The sequence below is a fragment of the Streptomyces sp. NPDC058683 genome (assembly GCF_042716195.1).
Taxonomy (GTDB): Bacteria; Actinomycetota; Actinomycetes; order Streptomycetales; family Streptomycetaceae; genus Streptomyces.
Genome location: NZ_JBHXSK010000008.1, coordinates 103,152 through 119,959, shown reverse-complemented (window position 1 = coordinate 119,959; position 16,808 = coordinate 103,152). Strand labels below are relative to the sequence as shown.

Sequence of the window (16,808 nt, the reverse complement as noted above, 5' to 3'; positions counted from 1 at the left end):
CGGGAAGAAGTGTCGGGGATCTTCCCGGTCTGTCCATCCTTGGGCATGCAGTCAAGCAACGGTCGCCACCGCGACGGCGGGGGCGGTCCCGAGAGTTCGGCCGACAAGCACGAGGACCAGGGCGAGTACGGCTCGGCCTCCCGAGAAGTCGGGTACGAGGACCCCTGGTACGACGCACTGGCCTCCGGCTGGGGCGAGCTGCACGGCACCGGGGTGCCGGCGCCCGCCGTACCGGCCGCGCGAACGGAGTGGGAGGGGGCGGCCGTTCGCGCCCGTGACGTGTATCTGGAGGTGCAGCGCAGCGCGGCCTTCCAGGAGGTACGCAGCCGCTACCGGAGGTTCGTGGTGCCGGGAGTCGCCGTCTTCCTCACCTGGTACGTGGGGTACGTGGTGACCGCGACGACCGCGCCGGGGTTCATGGCCAGGCCGGTGGCGGGGGCGGTGAACGTGGCGATGGTCGCGGGACTCGGGCAGTTCCTCACCACGTTCCTGCTCGCCTGGGCCTACGCCCGGCACGCGCGGTTGCGCAGGGACCGTGCCGCGCTGGAGCTGCGCTGGGACACCCAGGAGCTGACCCGGGGCGCTCGGGGTGGTGAGTCATGACGGGGCATCATCAGACGCTGGCGTTGCTGCTGTTCAGCGCGTTCGTCGCGGTGACGCTCGGGATCACGACGTGGGTGAGCCGGAGACGGCACGGTTCGGCGGAGGAGTTCTACGTCGGCGGGCGGCTCTTCTCTCCGATGGAGAATGGTTTTGCCATCGCGGGCGACTACATGTCGGCGGCCTCCTTCCTGGGGGTGACCGGGCTCATCGCGCTCTTCGGCTACGACGGGCTGCTGTACGTGGTGGGCTTCCTGGTCGCCTGGCTGGTGGTGCTGTTCCTGGTGGCCGAACTGGTGCGCAACTGCGGGCGGTTCACGCTCGCCGATGTGATCGCGGCGCGGATGCGGGAGCGGCCGGTGCGGATTGCGGTGGGAACTTCCTCGATCACCGTGTCCGTTCTCTATTTGGTGGCGCAAATGGTCGGAGCGGGCAGCCTGGTGGCGCTGCTGCTGGGGCGGACGAGCCAGGCCGCGCAGGCGTGGACGGTCATCGGGGTCGGCGCGCTGATGGTGATCTATGTGTCGTTGGGAGGGATGCGGGCGACCACCTGGATCCAGATCGTGAAGGCGGTCCTGCTGCTCAGCGGGACGATGGTGCTGACCGTAATGGTGCTGTTGCGGTTCCACGGAGACATCGACCGCTTGCTGCTCACGGCAGCCGACCACAGCGGACACGGGCAGGCGTTCCTGGCGCCGGGCCTCAAGTACGGCGGCAGCTGGAGCGCGCGGCTGGACTTCATCAGCCTGGGGCTGGCGCTGGTGCTGGGGACGGCGGGGCTGCCGCACATCCTGTCCCGTTTCTACACGGTGCCCACGGCGCGGGCGGCACGGCGTTCGGCGGTCTGGTCGATCGGGCTGATCGGCGGCTTCTACCTGATGACGATCGTGCTCGGCTTCGGGGCGGCGGCCCTCGTCGGACCGGACGCGGTGCGCGCGTCGAACGCGTCGGGGAACACGGCCGTTCCGCTGCTGGCACTCGACCTGGGCGGTGGCGCGGGCTCCACAGGCGGAACGGTTCTGTTCGCCGTGGTCGCGGCCGTCGCCTTCGCGACGATCCTCGCGGTGGTCGCCGGGATCACCCTCGCCTCCTCGGCCTCCGTCGCCCATGACCTGTACGCCTCGCTGCGCAGGCCGCACGCCAAGCAGCGCAGCGAGGTGGCGGTGGCGCGCACGGCCGCGGTCGGCATCGGGGTGGTGGCGATCGCCCTCGGCCTGCTGGCCCGTGACATGAACGTCGCCTTCCTGGTGGGGCTGGCCTTCGCGGTGGCCGCTTCCGCGAACCTGCCCGCGCTGCTGTACTCGCTGTTCTGGCGGGATTTCACGACCCGCGGCGCGGTATGGGCCGTATACGGCGGGCTGGTTCCGGCGCTGGCACTGGTGGTGCTGTCGCCGGTGGTGTCGGGAAGCCCGGGCGCGCTGTTCCCGGGCGTGGACTTCCAGTACTTCCCGTTGCAGAACCCGGGGATCGTCTCCATTCCGCTGGGCTTCCTCGCCGGCTGGCTGGGCACCGTCACCTCGGACGAGGTCCCGGACGAGGCCAAGCACGCGGAGACCGAGGTGCGGTCGCTGACCGGGGCGGGGGCCGTCTGATCCGCCTCGGAGCCGCTACGGCGCCACCCAGGCGTACCGGTGTTCCGGGCGGCCCGTGTCGCCGTACTTCAGGGAGAGGTGGAGCCGGCCCGCCTGTTCCAGATGGCGGAGGTAGCGCTGGGCGGTGGAGCGGCTGAGGCCGGTCTCGGCGGCGACCTCGTGGGCGGAGAGCGGATGGTCGGCGCGGTGCAGGACGCCGCAGATGAGGTCCGTCGTGGGTTCGGACTGGCCGCTGGGCAGGCCGGGCGCGGACGGTGCCGGTGAGGTGCGCAGGGCGCCGAAGATCCGGTCGACCTGCTCCTGGCCCGTCAGGCCCCGGCCGCCGACCCGGTCGACGGTGCGGCGCAGGGCCGCGTAGGAGTCGAGGCGGGTGCGCAGGGCGGCGAAGGTGAACGGCTTGACCAGGTAGTGCAGGGCGCCCAGGCGCATGGCCTTCTGGACGGTGGTCACATCGCTGGCGGCCGTGATCATGATGACGTCGGTGCCATGGCCCTGTTCCCGCATCCGGTGGACGAGTTCGAGGCCGGTCTGGTCCGGCAGGTAGTGGTCCAGCAGGACCAGGTCGATGGTGCCGCGGTTCACGGCGGCCAGGGCCTGGGCGGCGCTGTGCGCGCGGGCGGCCACCCGGAAGCCGGGAACCTTCCCCACGTACTTGGCGTTTATCTCAGCGACGCGGAAGTCGTCGTCGACCACCAGGACGTCAATCATCAGGCCTCTCCTTCAAGGCCGGCGAGCGTTAAGCCCGTGTTTCGGCTCCGCAGTTGTAGCGCGAGCAAAAAGAGCACAACAGATGCTTGCGAGCAAAAGAACGGCTTGCGCCCAGAAGACTGCTGCTGTGGTCCGGGCCACACCTACCGTCCCGGCCCATGAGCGCAGACACCAGCCCCGCCATCGAGCTGCGGGGCGCGAGCAAGACCTTCAGGACCCCGTCGGGGGGTCTGCACACGGCCGTCCGGGGCCTTGACCTCACGGTCGGGCGCGGCGAGTTCGTGGCCGTCGTAGGACCGACGGGTTGTGGCAAGTCCACCACGCTGACGCTGGTCAGCGGGTTGGAGGAGCCCAGCCAGGGCGAGGTGCTGGTGGCCGGTGAGCCGGTGGCCGGTGTCGGCGACAAGGTCGGCTTCGTCTTCCAGCAGGACGCCACCTTCCCCTGGCGGACCGTGCTGTCCAACGTGATGGCCGGCCCCCGCTTCCGGGGCGTGCCCAAGGCGGAGGCCAGGGAGAAGGCCCGCGAATGGCTGGCCCGGGTCGGTCTCGCCGCCTTCGAGGACCGTTACCCGCACCAGCTCTCCGGCGGGCAGCGCAAGCGCGTGGCGCTCGCCGCGACCTTCGTCAACGACCCCGAGATCCTGCTCATGGACGAGCCGTTCTCCGCGCTCGACGTGCAGACCCGGGCCCTGATGTCGGACGAGCTGCTGGAGCTGTGGGAGGGCATGGGCGCCTCGGTCGTCTTCGTCACCCACGACCTGGAGGAGTCCATCGCGCTGGCCGACAGGGTCGTCGTCATGACCGCCGGGCCGGCGACCGTCAAGCAGGTCTTCGAGATCGACCTGCCCCGTCCCCGCAAGGTCGAGTCGGTGCGTCTGGAGCCGCGGTTCATCGAGATCTACCGCGAGATCTGGGAGTCCCTCGGCGAAGAGGTCCGCATCACCCGTGAGAGGGGCGCCGCTCATGTCGCCTGACGTCCTCAGCACACCGGTCGTCGACACGGCCAAGACCCCGGACCGCGCCCAGTCGCGGGCCCAGGCCGCCCGCAGACGCAAGGCGATCGTGTTCGCCGTGCGCGTCCTGCTCCTGGTGGCGGTGCTCGGTCTCTGGGAGGTCCTGTCCCGGGCCGAGGTCATCGACCCGTTCAACTTCTCGATGCCCTCCAAGATCTGGGACCAGATCTGGACCTGGGTGACCCACGGCACCGCCCTGGGTTCCCTGGGCGAGCAGATCTGGTACACGCTCTACGAGGCGCTGCTCGGCTGGGTCATCGGTGTCATCGCCGGTGTGGTCTGCGGTATCGCCCTGGGCCGGATCGCCTTCCTCGCCGATGTCCTCGGTCCCTACATCAAGGTGCTCAACTCGATCCCCCGGATCGTGCTCGCCCCGATCTTCGTGATCTGGTTCGGGCTCGGGGCCTCCTCCAAGGTCGCGTCCGCCGTCGTACTGGTGTTCTTCCCGGTGTTCTTCAACGCCTTCCAGGGTGCCCGTGAGGTCGACCGCAACCTGGTCGCCAACGCCCGGATCCTCGGTGCCAGCGACCGCAGGGTGACCCTCCAGGTCGTCATCCCGTCCGCCACCTCCTGGATCTTCACCAGCCTCCACGTCAGCTTCGGCTTCGCCCTCATCGGCGCCATCGTCGGCGAGTACATCGGCGCCACCAAGGGCATCGGCCTGCTCGTCGCGCAGTCGCAGGGCACCTTCAACGCGGCCGGTGTGTACGCCGCGATGGTCATCCTCGCCGTCGTCGCGCTCGCCGCCGAAGGCCTGCTCACCTTCGCCGAGCGCCGCATCTTCCGCTGGAAGCCGTCGGACTCCGACAGCTGACCACCCCCCTCGGCTTCTCCCCGCACCGCCCTCTCACAAGGACGTGAACCGTCATGCGCAAGTCCGCCAGATACTCCACCCTGGCCGCCGCCGGCCTGCTCGCCCTCTCCTCCCTCACCGCCTGCGCCAACGACGCGGCGAGCACCGCCTCCACCGGCTCCGGCAGCAAGGGTGACGGCAAGGGTACGAAGGTCAAGATCATGGTCGGTGGCCTCGACAAGGTCATCTACATGCCGGCCATGCTCACCCAGCGGCTCGGCTACTTCGACGCCGAGGGCCTCGACGTGGAGCTGCTGACCGAGCCCGCCGGCGTACAGGCTGAGACCGCGCTCGTCGCCGGGCAGGTCCAGGGGACGGTCGGCTTCTACGACCACACGCTGGACCTCCAGACCAAGGGCAAGGCGGTGGAGTCCGTCGTGCAGTTCTCGCGCGCGCCCGGTGAGGTGGAGGTCGTCTCCACCAAGGCGGCCGGCGACATCAAGTCGCCCAAGGATTTCAAGGGCAAGAAGCTCGGCATCACCAGCCTCGGGTCGTCGACCGACTTCCTCACCAAGTACCTCGCCGTCAAGAACGGGGTGAAGGTCAGCGACTTCTCGCCGGTCGCCGTCGGAGCGGGCGCGACCTTCATCTCAGCGCTCCAGCAGGGCTCGATCGACGGCGGCATGACGACCGATCCGACGGTGGCGACCATCCTGGACAAGAAGGCGGGCAAGGTCCTGCTGGACATGCGGACACCGGAGGGCTCCCAGGAGGCGCTCGGCGGTCCGTACCCGTCGTCAAGCCTGTACATGCAGACGGACTGGGTCAACGGGCACAAGGACACCGTCCAGAAGTTGGTCAATGCATTCGTCAAGACACTCAAGTGGATGTCCACGCACAGCGCTGCCGAGATCGCGGCCAAGATGCCCGCCGACTACGCCCAGGGCGACAAGGCTCTCTACACGCAGTCCATCAAGAGCACGCTGCCGATGTTCACCGACGACGGCGTGATGCCCGAGAACGGCCCGGAGACCGTGGAGAGGGTGCTCAAGGCGTTCAACACGAACATCCAGAACGCCGATGTCGACCTCAGCAAGACGTACACGACCGAGTTCGTCGAGGCCGCCGAGTAACGGCAGGGCCGAAGGCGTTCAGCCGCGGGTCGCCCACACGTAACGGTGTTCGGGGCGGCCCGCGTCGCCGTATTTGAGGGTCAGCCGGGCCCGTCCCGTGCGCTCCAGGAGCTTCAGATAGCGCTGGGCGGTCTGGCGGCTCACCCCGGTCCGCTCGGCGATCTCCTGGGCCGACAGCGGGCCCTCGGCGTTCATCAGGGACTGGCGCACCAGCTCGGCCGTGGTGGGGGAGTGCCCTTTGGGCAGGTCCGGCTCGGACGTCGTGGACAGGGCGCCGAAGATGCGGTCCACCTCGGCCTGTTCGGCCTCGCCGCCGCCGTCCAGGGTGCGCCGCAGCTCGGCGTACGCCTCCAGCTTGGCGCGCAGTCCCGCGAACGCGAACGGTTTGACCAGGTACTGCAGGGCGCCATGCCGCATCGCCGCCTGCACGGTCGACACGTCCCGGGCCGCCGTCACCATGATCACGTCGGTCTGGTGGCCGCGCCGGCGCATCTCCTGGACCACCGCGAGGCCCGTGTCGTCGGGCAGGTAGTGGTCCATGAGGACCAGGTCGACACGGGGCAGCGCCTCCAACTGGCGCAGCGCCTCTGCCGCGTTGTGGGCCTCGCCGGCCACCCGGAAGCCGGGCACCTTCTCGACGTAGGCGGCGTTGACCCGGGCGACCCGGGTGTCGTCGTCCACGACCAGGACCTCGATCATCGTGTCTCCTCGTCGGCCGGGACGAGCGCCGGTTCCGGCTCCGGCTCGGTCAGCGCCTCGGGGAGCGCGACCGTGAACTGCGCGCCCCCGCCGTCCGCCTCACTCACGGCCGCGGTGCCGCCCTGCCGTTCGGCGAGCCGGCGCACCAGCGAGAGTCCGATGCCGCGCTTGCCGTGCGCGGGCGGCTTCTTGGTGGACCACCCCTCGGTGAAGACCAGCTCCCGCTGCTCCGCCGGGATCCCGGGCCCGGTGTCGCGCACCCTGAGGACGACCGCGCGGCCCTCGGCGCGCAACTCGACCTCCACGCGCGCGTGCGGAGTGCCGGCGACCGCGTCCAGGGCGTTGTCCACGAGATTGCCCACGACCGTGACCAGGCCTCTGGGGTCGATCAGCCGGTCCGGGAGCCGGGTGCGGTCCGACACCCACAGGGCGACCCCGCGCTCGGCCGCGACGGTGGCCTTGCCGACCAGCAGGGCGGCCAGCAGCGGGTCGTGGATCTTCTCGGTGACCTGCTCGGCGGTGACCCGGTGGTCGCCCACCACCTCTCCGACGAAGTCCACGGCGTCGTCGTACATCTCCAGTTCCAGCAGCCCGAGCAGGGTGTGCATACGGTTGGCGTGCTCGTGGTCCTGGGCGCGCAGGGCGTCGATCAGCCCGCGCGTGGAGTCGAGCTCGCGGCCGAGCTGCTCCAGTTCGGTGCGGTCGCGCAGGGTGGCGACGGCGCCGCCGTCGTCGGTGGGCATGCGGTTGGCGACCAGGACCCGCTGGCCGCGTACGGTGAGCAGATCGGTGCCGGTCACCCGGCCGGCCAGGACATCGGTCGTACGGCCCTCGCCGAGCGCCTCGTCAGGAGACCGGCCGACGGCCTCGTCGCCGATGCCGAGCAGCCGTCTCGCCTCGTCGTTCAGCAGGCGGATGCGGCCGCCGCGGTCGAGGGCGACGACGCCCTCCCGGATGCCGTGCAGCATGGCCTCGCGCTCCGAGAGCAGCGCCGAGATGTCGGAGAAGGCCAGGTCGCGGGTCTGCCGCTGGACCCGTCGGGAGATCAGCCAGGCGGCCAGCGCACCGACCGCCAGAGCGCCGCCGGCGTAGGCGAACAGCCCGGGGATCGCGCTGAGCAGGCGCGCCCGCACACTGTCGTACGCGATGCCGACCGAGACCGCCCCGATGATCCGGTGCTGCGAGTCGTACAACGGCACCTTGCCGCGCGCGGAGCGGCCCAGGGTGCCGTTGTCGATCTGCATGACGTCCTCGCCGTCCAGCGCCGGCCTCGGGTCGGTCGAGACGTGGTGGCCGATCTCCGAGAGCGTGGTGTGCGACCAGCGCACGCCACGCAGGTCCATCACCACGATGTACTCGGCGTGGGTGGCCTTCCTGATCCGCTCCGCCTCCTGCTGCACCGGGCCGGTCGTGCTCGGCTGCGTGGTGAGGACACCCTCGGCGATCCCCGGGTCCTGGGCCGTGGTCTGCGCGATCGCCAGCGCCCGGCGCATCGCCTCCTGGTCCAGCTGTTTGCTCAGCGGTGCCAGGAAGAGCCCGGTCGCCAGCACCGCGACCCCCGCGGCGATCACCACCTGCATCAGCAGGACCTGCGAGAACGCCCGTCGAGGCAGGCCGAGGCGCAGGCGGCGCGCTGGGGGAGTGGGGCTCATACCCACGACGGTACGTGGGCGTGCGGGCCCGGCCGTAGGGGGTGTGGCGTGGATCTCTTGACTATTTCTTGGGGAAATCCGTCGTCGGGGTCGCGTCAGCTCGCCCTTCGCGGTCGTCTCAGCTCACCCTTCGCGGTCGCCTCAACTCACCCTTCGCGGTCGCGTCAGCTCGCCAGAGCCGTCGTCGTGCGCAGTTCTCGCAGCGACACCACGTCCATCCGGGCCGGCGACCCCAGCACCGACACCCCGCAGCTCTCCGCGCGGGGCGGCAGGGAGGTTCCCTGGGCCACGCCGACCCGCCAGCGGCGGCCGTCGGTGTGGGCGACGGTGACGTCCCAGTGCGGGGCCGCGCCCTCGGTCCGTACGACGCTCAGCACGTCTGCCGCGTACTCGCCCGCCGCCTCGCGCACGGCCAGTTCGGCCGCCTGGCCGGGCCGATCCCAGGCGGAGCACCCACGGCACCCCTCCAGCACCACGCGGCCCTCCTGAGCGCCGTGCAGGACCTCCTTGACGGCATGGGCCTCGGCGCGGCCGTACGCGTAGCCGTACGGCAGGACCAGCACCGTCGGCGAGAAACGATGACCACCCAGATGGGTGACCTCCCAAGTGCCCTCCACACCGGACGCGGCCAGCTCCGCGGCGAGCGGGCGGCCCAGCAGGGCGCAGCAGCGGTCGCGCTTGCCGTTGGTGCAGACGAGCGCGAGGGGGCTGCCCGCGTGCGGCCGGCCGCCGAGCGCCGTACCGAACGAACGGTGGTCGCCCGCGCCGAGTGCGGCGAAGTCGAGGCCGAGCAGCCGCCCGGGGTCGCGGGTGGCGGCGCTGTGCAGCCAGACGTTCCCGGGGACCGTGTGGGCCGCGTACACCTGGCGAATGGCGGGCGTGCCCGGGTCGGCGTGCCGGCCGGCGCGGCGGATGAGCGCGATCCGTACGCCGGTCCCCTTGGCGGCGGCCTCCAGAGCGCGGCCCAGCGCGGGGTCCAGATGGCTCGAAGTGAGCGCCTTGGCACCCCACGGGCCGGACTGTTCCAGCAGCAGCCACGTCGTCGCGGTGGCGGCGGTGCCGGAAACGGGCTCGTCAAGCATCCGGGAGACGGTTGCGCACCTACTCACAGAGGTGAGCCTAACCTGACTTCGCCCGGGGTGACTTCCGGCCCCGGCCCGTTCGCATCTCCGGTGGGCTGCCCGGGTGGCTACTCCGGCAGGGGCTGCGGCGGCTTCGGACCGACGTAGTGACCGCTGGGACGCATCCGCAGCGGGCGCTCCCCGTACTCCTCCAGGGCGTGCGCGATCCATCCCGCCGTTCGGGCGACCGCGAAGATCGTCTCGCCCGCGGTGGCGGGCATGCCGCAGGAGGCCGTGAACACGGCCAGCGCCAGGTCGACGTTGGCGTGCAGCGGAGCGTGCCGGGCGGTCGTGGCGACGATGTCCCGGGCCGCGAGCAGGGCGGGCTCCGCGCGGGGGACCTCCTCCAGGAGGCCGAACAGGACCCGCGCGCGTGGGTCCTCGCCCTGGTAGAGGCGGTGGCCGAGGCCGGGGATACGGCGGCCCGCGCGGAGTTCGTCCGCGATCACCGGGACGGCGGTGCCCTGGTCGAGGACGTCGAGCAGCATCCGGTGGGCGAGGCCGCTGGAGGCGCCGTGCAGGGGGCCTTCGAGGACACCGAGCCCGGCCGACACGGCCGCGTACGCGTGGGCGCGTGCGGAGGCGGCGAGCCGGACCGCCAGCGTGGAGGCGGCCAGGTCGTGGTCGACGAGCAGGGCGAGCGCCGTGTCCAGCACACGCAGCTCCGCGTCGCTGGGGTCGATGCCGGTCAGCCTGCGCCACAGCCGGTGGGCCAGCGGGCCGTCGTCGTGCCGGCGCTCGCGCTGTACCGGCAGCGCCGCGACCAGCGTGGGGATCAGCACGCGCGCGGTGCCGAGGACGGCGTCCTCGGACAGGTCGAAGCGCAGCGGGTCCTCGGCGGCCGAGGCGATCGTGGCGACCCGCAGACGGTCGGTGGGGGAGGTGTGCTCCGGCAGCGCGTCGACGGCCCGGCGGGCGACGGCGACGGTGGCCTCCGGAGCGGTCAGGGCCACGCCCGGGGTCATCCGGCCTGTCCACAGCCACTCGGCCACCTCCTCGTAGGAGTGGCGCGCGGCGAGTTCGGTGGCGTCGACACCCCGGAAGAAGTAGCGGTCCTTCTCGATCAGGGTGATCCGCGTGCGCACCGACAGATCCCCGCCGGAGCCAGAAGTCCCGGCGGATTCGCGCCTGTTGCGCCGGGCGAGCGCCTCCACCTCGCCGGCGTCGAAGGTGCTGGCGCGGCCACCGGGCTCGCGCCTGCTGCTGAGCTGACCGCGGCTCACATAGGCGTACACGGTCTCGGGCTTCACGCCGAGCAGTTCGGCGGTCTCCTTGGTGCTCAGCCGCCGCGCGGGACTGCCGGGAGCGGGTTGTTGATCGCGCATGGCGTCACCGTAGCCGTCTTCGACATGTAGTGATTCAATCAATATTGACAGATTCTTAGTCAATCATAGACAGTCGAATCAAGTTCAGGGAGGAAAGCGGAGGCACGTCATGACCGTCAACAGGAGCGCTTCGACCCTTGTCGAGGTGCCGCGCGGGCTCGCCGGTGTCGTTGTCACGGACACCGAGGTGGGGGATGTCCGGGGGATCGAGGGCTTCTACCACTACCGTCAGTACTCGGCCGTCGAACTCGCGCGCACCCGTGGCTTCGAGGACGTCTGGCACCTCCTGGTCCACGGCGAACTGCCCGACGCGGAGCGTGCCGCCGCCTTCGCCGCCGAGACCGCCGCACTGCGGCGCCTGCCCGACGGGGTCCGGGCGGCCCTGCCCGCGGTGGCCGCGGCGAGCGGCGGGTCCGGACCGCTGGCCGGGATGCGCTCCGCGCTCTCGCTGCTCGGCGCCGCGCAGGGGTTCCGGCCGGTGTACGACATGGACGCGGACCAGCGACGCGCCGACACGGTCGCCGCCTGTGCGGCCGTACCGACGCTGCTCACCGCGCTGTACCGGCTCGGGCAGGGGCTCGACCCGGTGGAGCCGCGCGCGGACCTGTCGTACGCGGCCAACTACCTGTACATGTTGACGGGTTCGGAACCGGATCCACGGCAGGCGCGTGCGGTCGAGCAATACTTGATCTCAACCATTGATCACGGATTCAATGCATCAACATTCACCGCCCGCGTCATCGCGTCGACCGGTGCGGACGTCGCTGCCTGCCTCGTGGGGGCGGTCGGTGCGCTGTCCGGGCCGCTGCACGGGGGCGCGCCCAGCCGGGCGCTGGACACTCTGGACGCGATCGGCACGCCTGACCGGATCGACCCGTGGATCCGGGAACGGGTCCTGGCCGGCGACCGCGTGATGGGCTTCGGGCATGCGATCTACCGTACGGAGGACCCGCGTTCGCGCATGCTGCGCGAGATCGCACAGGACTTCGGCGGCCCCCGGGTCGAGTTCGCCGTCGAGGTCGAACGCCATGTGGAGCGCATTCTCGCCGAACTGAAGCCCGGCCGCGAACTGCACACCAACGTCGAGTTCTACGCGGGCGTCGTCATGGAACTGTGCGGCCTGCCCCGGGAGATGTTCACCCCGACGTTCGCGGCGGCCCGCGCGGTCGGCTGGAGCGCCAACATCCTGGAACAGGCGGCGGACTCGAAGATCATCCGGCCGGTGGCACGGTATGTGGGGCCGGAGCCGAAGAGGGCGGAGGCGGTCACCGCGTAGAGGGGAGGAAGTAGTCGACGGTGAGGACGGGGTCGCCTGCGGCGAGCGCGGCGCGGTAGGCCTCCTCGGCCAACGTCACGAACCGCCGCTCCCGGCGGTCCCGGCTCCCGGCGGAGTAGCGATGCCAGGACGGTCCGGAGTTGTGCCAGTAGTTGCGGCCGACCTCACCGCGGAAATAGTCGTCGAGGGTCGCACGTGTTGTCCGGTCGTCCACGAGCCCCAGTTTGTAGTCGCTGCTCCACATGCTGACGATCAGGTTGGCGACCAGCAGTTGCTTCCACTTCTCTTGCGTCATGGGTGTGTTGGGCGGCTCCCAGCACACTTGAAAGGAAGGGTCGCTGAGCGTGAGAATCACCAGCTCCCGGTGCGCCGACCGGTGGCTCTCTTCGTTCTGTGTGCGCGTCTGCCGTGCCTCATAGGCGAGGGACAAGGCGACGCCGGCGAGCGCCGCGGCGGAAATGAGGACGGACACTGCGCCGTACGTCTGGCTGATGGCACTGAGCCGTTCCCACGCCAGATGCCTGGGGGCCAGGGAATCGAGGGCGAAGGGCGTCGCAAGGATCGCGCTGATCGAAACGAGGGTGACAACGCCCCAAGAGAGCCCTTGGCGCGTCACCCCCTGGTGGCTGTTGAGCATCATGTCCCCCGAGTGCCAAGCCGGCGCCTGTTCGAGGACTCATGGTGGCGGCTGTGCTCCCTCTGGCCAAGATGTCGCGTATTGTCAAGAGTCGGGAATATCGCTCTTGGCTTGAATCAGTACCATCCGGGGCACGATGACGATGCGTTCGTCCTCGGCACATGCCGCGTCCGGAGGCAGTTCGGGCTCCAGCGCCGCTGTCGCCTCGGTTCCGATGACCGCGAAGTTTCCATCGCTCAATTCGAAGATGTCGGGACAGGACTGACCGGTCGCGCTGCCCCGGTCGCGTGGGGAAGCGCCCAAACGGCGCACGATCTTCAAAGGCTCCCCCTCGATCGTTTGCGAGCCGGAGTGGCGGCGGCTGAGCCAGGTTAGCCAGCACACCGGGGTCGACGGGACTCGCTTCCCAGCACCTGGCCGTTTCTTATCCTGGACGGGCCCGCCACCCCCACCCGCACGAAAGAGGCCCCCGTTGGAGCACCGTCCCAGCCCCCCGCAGATCCCGGTCGTCGTGCTCGCCGGATTTCTGGGCTCCGGGAAGACCACGCTCCTCAATCACCTGCTGCACCGCAGCGGAGGCAGCCGGATCGGGGCGATCGTCAACGACTTCGGGGCCATCGAGATCGACGCGATGGCCGTGGCCGGTGCCCTCGGTGACTCGACCGTCTCGCTCGGCAACGGGTGCCTGTGCTGCGCCGTCGACGCCAGTGAACTGGACCTGTACCTGGAGCGGCTCGCGAACCCCGCCACCGGTGTCGACGTCATCGTCATCGAGGCGAGCGGTCTCGCCGAACCCCAGGAACTGGTCCGGATGCTGCTCGCCAGCGAGCACCCCGGCATCGTCTACGGCGGCCTCGTCGAGGTCGTCGACGCCGCCGAGTTCGACGACACGCGCGCGAAGCACCCCGAGATCGACCGACACCTCGCCCTCGCCGACCTGGTCGTCGTCAACAAGCTCGACCGGGCCGAGCGGGGCGGCGAGCGTGTCCTGGGGCTCGTGCGGTCGCTCAGCGACCACGGGGCCGCCGTCGTCCCGGCCACCTACGGCCGTATCGACCCCGAGTTCCTCTTCGACTGCCGGCCGGGCGAGGAGCGCGTCGGGCAGTTGTCCTTCGACGATCTGCACGAGCATCGACAAGGCGATGAGCACGCGGGACACCTGCACACCCGGTACGACAGCCTGTCCTTCGTCTCCGGCCGGCCGCTCGATCCCCGTCGGCTCATGGCCTTCCTGGACAGCCGGCCCGAGGGGCTCTACCGGATCAAGGGGTACGTCGACTTCGGGCCGTACGACACCGGGAACCGGTACGCCGTGCATGCCGTGGGGCGGTTTCTGCGGTTCTACCCGGAGCCCTGGGGGCGGGACGAGGAGCGGCTGACGCAGCTCGTGCTGATCGGCTCCGGCATCGACGCACCCGCCCTGCGCAAGGAACTGGACGCGTGTACGAGCGACGCCCCGCACGCCGACGAGCACGGCATGTGGGGCGTCCTGCGCTACGTACAGGGCCTGGAAGAAGACCCTGAACAGGGCTACGAGGCCTAGACCGGGCCTGCCACCACCGACACCGTCTTCGGCAGCGAGACACCCGAGCCGTCCCGGCGCGGGTCGGCCTCCGGGAGCTCCGCCGGCGTGCCGTTCTTCTGGGCCGCCTTCGCCGGCACCGGGCCCGCCCAGGCGAAGGCCAGGCAGTCCTCGCCCTTCAGGAACCGCTGGCAGCGCACCCCGCCGGTGGCGCGGCCCTTGCGCGGGTACTGGTCGAACGGGGTCAGCTTGGCCGTCGTCTGCACCGAGTCGTCGAGCGTGCCGCGCGAACCGGCCACCGTGAAGACCACCGCGTCGGCCGCCGGGTCCACCGCCGTGAAGGAGATGACCTTCGCGCCCTCCGTGAGCTTGATGCCCGTCATGCCGCCCGCCGGACGGCCCTGCGGGCGCACCTGGGAGGCCTGGTAGCGCAGCAACTGTGCGTCGTCCGTGATGAACACGAGGTCCTCCTCGCCGGTGCGCAGCTCCATCGCGCCGACGATCCGGTCACCCTCCTTGAGGGTGATGACCTCCAACTCGTCCTTGTTGGACGGGTAGTCGGGGACCACGCGCTTGACCACACCCTGCTCGGTGCCGAGGGCGAGACCCGGTGAGGACTCGTCCAGCGTGGTCAGGCAGACCACCGACTCGTCGTCCTCCAGGGAGAGGAACTCGGACAGGGGCGCGCCGCCCGCGAGGGTCGGGGCGGTCGCCGTCTCCGGGAGCTGCGGGAGGTCGACCACGTTGATGCGGAGCAGCCGGCCGGACGAGATCACCGCGCCGACCTCGCCACGGGCGGTCGCCGGGACCGCCGAGATGATCACGTCGTGCTTGGCCCGCCTGCCGTCGGCGTCCTCAGGGAACGGCTCGCCGTTCGTCGTGCGCGCCAGCAGTCCCGTCGAGGAGAGCAGCACCCGGCACGGGTCGTCGGCCACCTGGAGCGGCACCAGGGCCGCCGGGGCACCCGAGGCCTCCAGCAGGACCGTGCGCCGCTCGGTGCCGAACTTCTTTGCCACCGCGGCCAGTTCGGCCGAGACCAGCTTGCGCAGCTCCGCGTCCGAATCCAGGATCCGGGTCAGCTCGGCGATCTCCGCGGTGAGCTTGTCCTTCTCCGCGTCCAGCTCGATGCGGTCGTACCTGGTCAGCCGGCGGAGCGGCGTGTCCAGGATGTACTGGGTCTGGATCTCCGACAGCGAGAAGCGCTCCATCAGGCGTTCCTTGGCCTGCGCGCTGTTGTCGCTGGAGCGGATCAGCCGGATGACCTCGTCGATGTCGACCAGGGCCGTGAGGAGACCCTCGACCAGGTGGAGGCGGTCCCGGCGCTTGGTGCGGCGGAACTCGCTGCGGCGGCGGACCACGTTGAAGCGGTGGTCGAGGTAGACCTCGAGCAGTTCCTTCAGGCCCAGGGTGAGCGGCTGGCCGTCCACCAGGGCGACGTTGTTGATGCCGAAGGACTCCTCCATCGGCGTCAGCTTGTAGAGCTGCTCCAGGACCGCCTCCGGCACGAAGCCGTTCTTGATCTCGACGACCAGACGCAGCCCGTGCTCGCGGTCGGTGAGGTCCTTGACGTCGGCGATGCCCTGCAGCTTCTTGGCGTTGACCAGGTCCTTGATCTTGGCGATGACCTTCTCGGGGCCGACCGTGAAGGGCAGTTCGGTGATGACCAGGCCCTTGCGGCGGGCCGTGACCGTCTCCACCGCCACCGTGGCCCGGATCTTGAAGGTGCCGCGGCCCGTCTCGTAGGCGTCCCGGACGCCCTCCAGGCCGACGATCCGGCCGCCGGTCGGCAGATCGGGGCCCGGGACGTGCTTCATCAGCGTGTCCAGGTCCGCGTTCGGGTACCGGATCAGATGGCGGGCGGCCGAGATGACCTCGCTGAGGTTGTGCGGCGGCATGTTCGTCGCCATGCCGACCGCGATGCCCGACGAGCCGTTGACCAACAGGTTCGGGAAGGCGGCGGGCAGCGCCACCGGCTCCTGCTCCTGGCCGTCGTAGTTCGGCGCGAAGTCGACCGTGTCCTCGTCGATCGACTCGGTCATCAGGCTGGTCGCCTCGGCCATCCGGCACTCGGTGTACCGCATGGCGGCCGGCGGGTCGTCGTTGCCCAGCGAGCCGAAGTTGCCGTGGCCGTCGACCAGCGGGACGCGCATCGAGAACGGCTGGGCCATGCGCACCAGCGCGTCGTAGATCGACGCGTCGCCGTGCGGGTGCAGCTTGCCCATGACCTCGCCGACCACGCGCGCGCACTTCACATAGGCGCGGTCGGGGCGCACACCCATCTCGTTCATCTGGTAGACGATGCGGCGGTGCACCGGCTTCAGGCCGTCGCGGGCGTCCGGCAGAGCGCGCGAGTAGATGACCGAGTACGCGTACTCGAGGTAGGAGCCGCGCATCTCGTCCACGACGTCGATGTCGAGGATCCTCTCCTCGTACGAGTCGTCGGGCGGCGGGGTCTTCGTGCTGCGGCGGGCCATCGCTGCCGGCTCCTTGCTCATGCGTGAACGGGATCTGACGCTGACCATTGTGGACCGCGGTACTGACAACCCGGGCCAGGCCCCGGTCTCCGCGGCCCGCCCCGGTGCCTCGGAGGCGTTCGGGAGCGGGTCGGACGCAGGCTACGCGATCCGCTGTGGGCGTACGCGGTGCGGGAACTTCGCCGGGTCCCGGCACGCTTGCATACAGTGGCAGGACCGGCAGGAAAACCGCGGTTCGAGACCGCTTCCGCGAGTGAGTGACG

General features: G+C 70.4%; 15 protein-coding genes. 7 read left to right on the top strand and 8 right to left on the bottom strand.

What is annotated here, in order from left to right:
• Window positions 1–45 precede the first annotated feature (45 nt).
• Together ACFWXC_RS10895 and ACFWXC_RS10890 are read left to right on the top strand one after the other, a co-directional pair.
• Window positions 46–603: a DUF485 domain-containing protein gene (locus ACFWXC_RS10895; protein WP_384476403.1), complete on the top strand. Its 558-nt coding sequence runs from the start codon at window positions 46–48 to the stop codon at window positions 601–603.
• Window positions 600–2,192, top strand: a complete 1,593-nt coding sequence (locus ACFWXC_RS10890) for a cation acetate symporter (RefSeq protein WP_384476400.1) — start codon at window positions 600–602, stop codon at window positions 2,190–2,192. The genes ACFWXC_RS10895 and ACFWXC_RS10890 overlap by 4 nt, the downstream gene beginning before the upstream one ends.
• Window positions 2,193–2,207: 15 nt before the next feature.
• Here the strand turns inward: ACFWXC_RS10890 and ACFWXC_RS10885 are convergent, their stop codons facing one another.
• Window positions 2,208–2,900 carry a response regulator gene (locus ACFWXC_RS10885; RefSeq protein WP_384476397.1) on the bottom strand — a complete coding sequence of 231 codons (693 nt, stop codon included), beginning with the start codon at window positions 2,898–2,900 and terminating at the stop codon, window positions 2,208–2,210.
• Between the two features lie 158 nt (window positions 2,901–3,058).
• On the opposite strand from ACFWXC_RS10885, the gene ACFWXC_RS10880 reads away from it, so the two are divergent.
• From ACFWXC_RS10880 to ACFWXC_RS10870, 3 genes are read left to right on the top strand one after another with little or no spacing between them, the layout of a single operon-like run.
• Window positions 3,059–3,874: an ABC transporter ATP-binding protein gene (locus ACFWXC_RS10880; RefSeq protein WP_384476395.1), complete on the top strand. Its 816-nt coding sequence runs from the start codon at window positions 3,059–3,061 to the stop codon at window positions 3,872–3,874.
• Window positions 3,864–4,727: an ABC transporter permease gene (locus ACFWXC_RS10875; protein WP_384476392.1), complete on the top strand. Its 864-nt coding sequence runs from the start codon at window positions 3,864–3,866 to the stop codon at window positions 4,725–4,727. The genes ACFWXC_RS10880 and ACFWXC_RS10875 overlap by 11 nt, the downstream gene beginning before the upstream one ends.
• Window positions 4,728–4,780: 53 nt before the next feature.
• Window positions 4,781–5,839 (top strand): ABC transporter substrate-binding protein, encoded by a 1,059-nt coding sequence (locus ACFWXC_RS10870; RefSeq protein ID WP_384476389.1) that lies wholly within the window; start codon window positions 4,781–4,783, stop codon window positions 5,837–5,839.
• 18 nt (window positions 5,840–5,857) lie between these two features.
• Here the strand turns inward: ACFWXC_RS10870 and ACFWXC_RS10865 are convergent, their stop codons facing one another.
• From ACFWXC_RS10865 to ACFWXC_RS10850, 4 genes are all read right to left on the bottom strand, one after another.
• Complete coding sequence (locus ACFWXC_RS10865; protein ID WP_384476386.1) at window positions 5,858–6,538, bottom strand: response regulator; 681 nt, start codon at window positions 6,536–6,538, stop codon at window positions 5,858–5,860.
• Window positions 6,535–8,190 carry an ATP-binding protein gene (locus ACFWXC_RS10860; protein WP_384476383.1) on the bottom strand — a complete coding sequence of 552 codons (1,656 nt, stop codon included), beginning with the start codon at window positions 8,188–8,190 and terminating at the stop codon, window positions 6,535–6,537. Before ACFWXC_RS10860 ends, ACFWXC_RS10865 begins: the two co-directional genes overlap by 4 nt.
• A gap of 164 nt (window positions 8,191–8,354) precedes the next feature.
• Complete coding sequence (locus tag ACFWXC_RS10855) at window positions 8,355–9,299, bottom strand: sucrase ferredoxin (RefSeq protein ID WP_384476380.1); 945 nt, start codon at window positions 9,297–9,299, stop codon at window positions 8,355–8,357.
• Window positions 9,300–9,379: 80 nt separating this feature from the next.
• On the bottom strand, window positions 9,380–10,636 hold the full coding sequence (locus ACFWXC_RS10850) for a citrate/2-methylcitrate synthase (RefSeq protein WP_384476377.1): 1,257 nt from the start codon (window positions 10,634–10,636) through the stop codon (window positions 9,380–9,382).
• A gap of 109 nt (window positions 10,637–10,745) precedes the next feature.
• On the opposite strand from ACFWXC_RS10850, the gene ACFWXC_RS10845 reads away from it, so the two are divergent.
• Entirely contained in the window at window positions 10,746–11,912 is a 1,167-nt protein-coding gene (locus ACFWXC_RS10845) for a citrate synthase/methylcitrate synthase (protein ID WP_384476374.1), read from the top strand.
• Here ACFWXC_RS10845 and ACFWXC_RS10840 read toward each other — a convergent pair.
• Together ACFWXC_RS10840 and ACFWXC_RS10835 are read right to left on the bottom strand one after the other, a co-directional pair.
• Complete coding sequence (locus ACFWXC_RS10840) at window positions 11,902–12,552, bottom strand: DUF6082 family protein (RefSeq protein ID WP_384476371.1); 651 nt, start codon at window positions 12,550–12,552, stop codon at window positions 11,902–11,904. The genes ACFWXC_RS10845 and ACFWXC_RS10840 overlap by 11 nt on opposite strands.
• Before the next feature lie 81 nt (window positions 12,553–12,633).
• Window positions 12,634–12,870: a hypothetical protein gene (locus ACFWXC_RS10835; protein ID WP_384476368.1), complete on the bottom strand. Its 237-nt coding sequence runs from the start codon at window positions 12,868–12,870 to the stop codon at window positions 12,634–12,636.
• A gap of 151 nt (window positions 12,871–13,021) precedes the next feature.
• Between ACFWXC_RS10835 and ACFWXC_RS10830 the strand changes: the two genes are divergently transcribed.
• On the top strand, window positions 13,022–14,092 hold the full coding sequence (locus ACFWXC_RS10830; protein ID WP_384476365.1) for a CobW family GTP-binding protein: 1,071 nt from the start codon (window positions 13,022–13,024) through the stop codon (window positions 14,090–14,092).
• On the opposite strand, the gene ACFWXC_RS10825 is transcribed toward ACFWXC_RS10830, so the two are convergent.
• The gene (locus ACFWXC_RS10825; RefSeq protein ID WP_384476680.1) at window positions 14,089–16,545 is read right to left on the bottom strand and encodes a DNA topoisomerase (ATP-hydrolyzing) subunit A; all 2,457 of its coding nucleotides are present in this window, start codon (window positions 16,543–16,545) and stop codon (window positions 14,089–14,091) included. The genes ACFWXC_RS10830 and ACFWXC_RS10825 overlap by 4 nt on opposite strands.
• Window positions 16,546–16,808 lie beyond the last annotated feature (263 nt).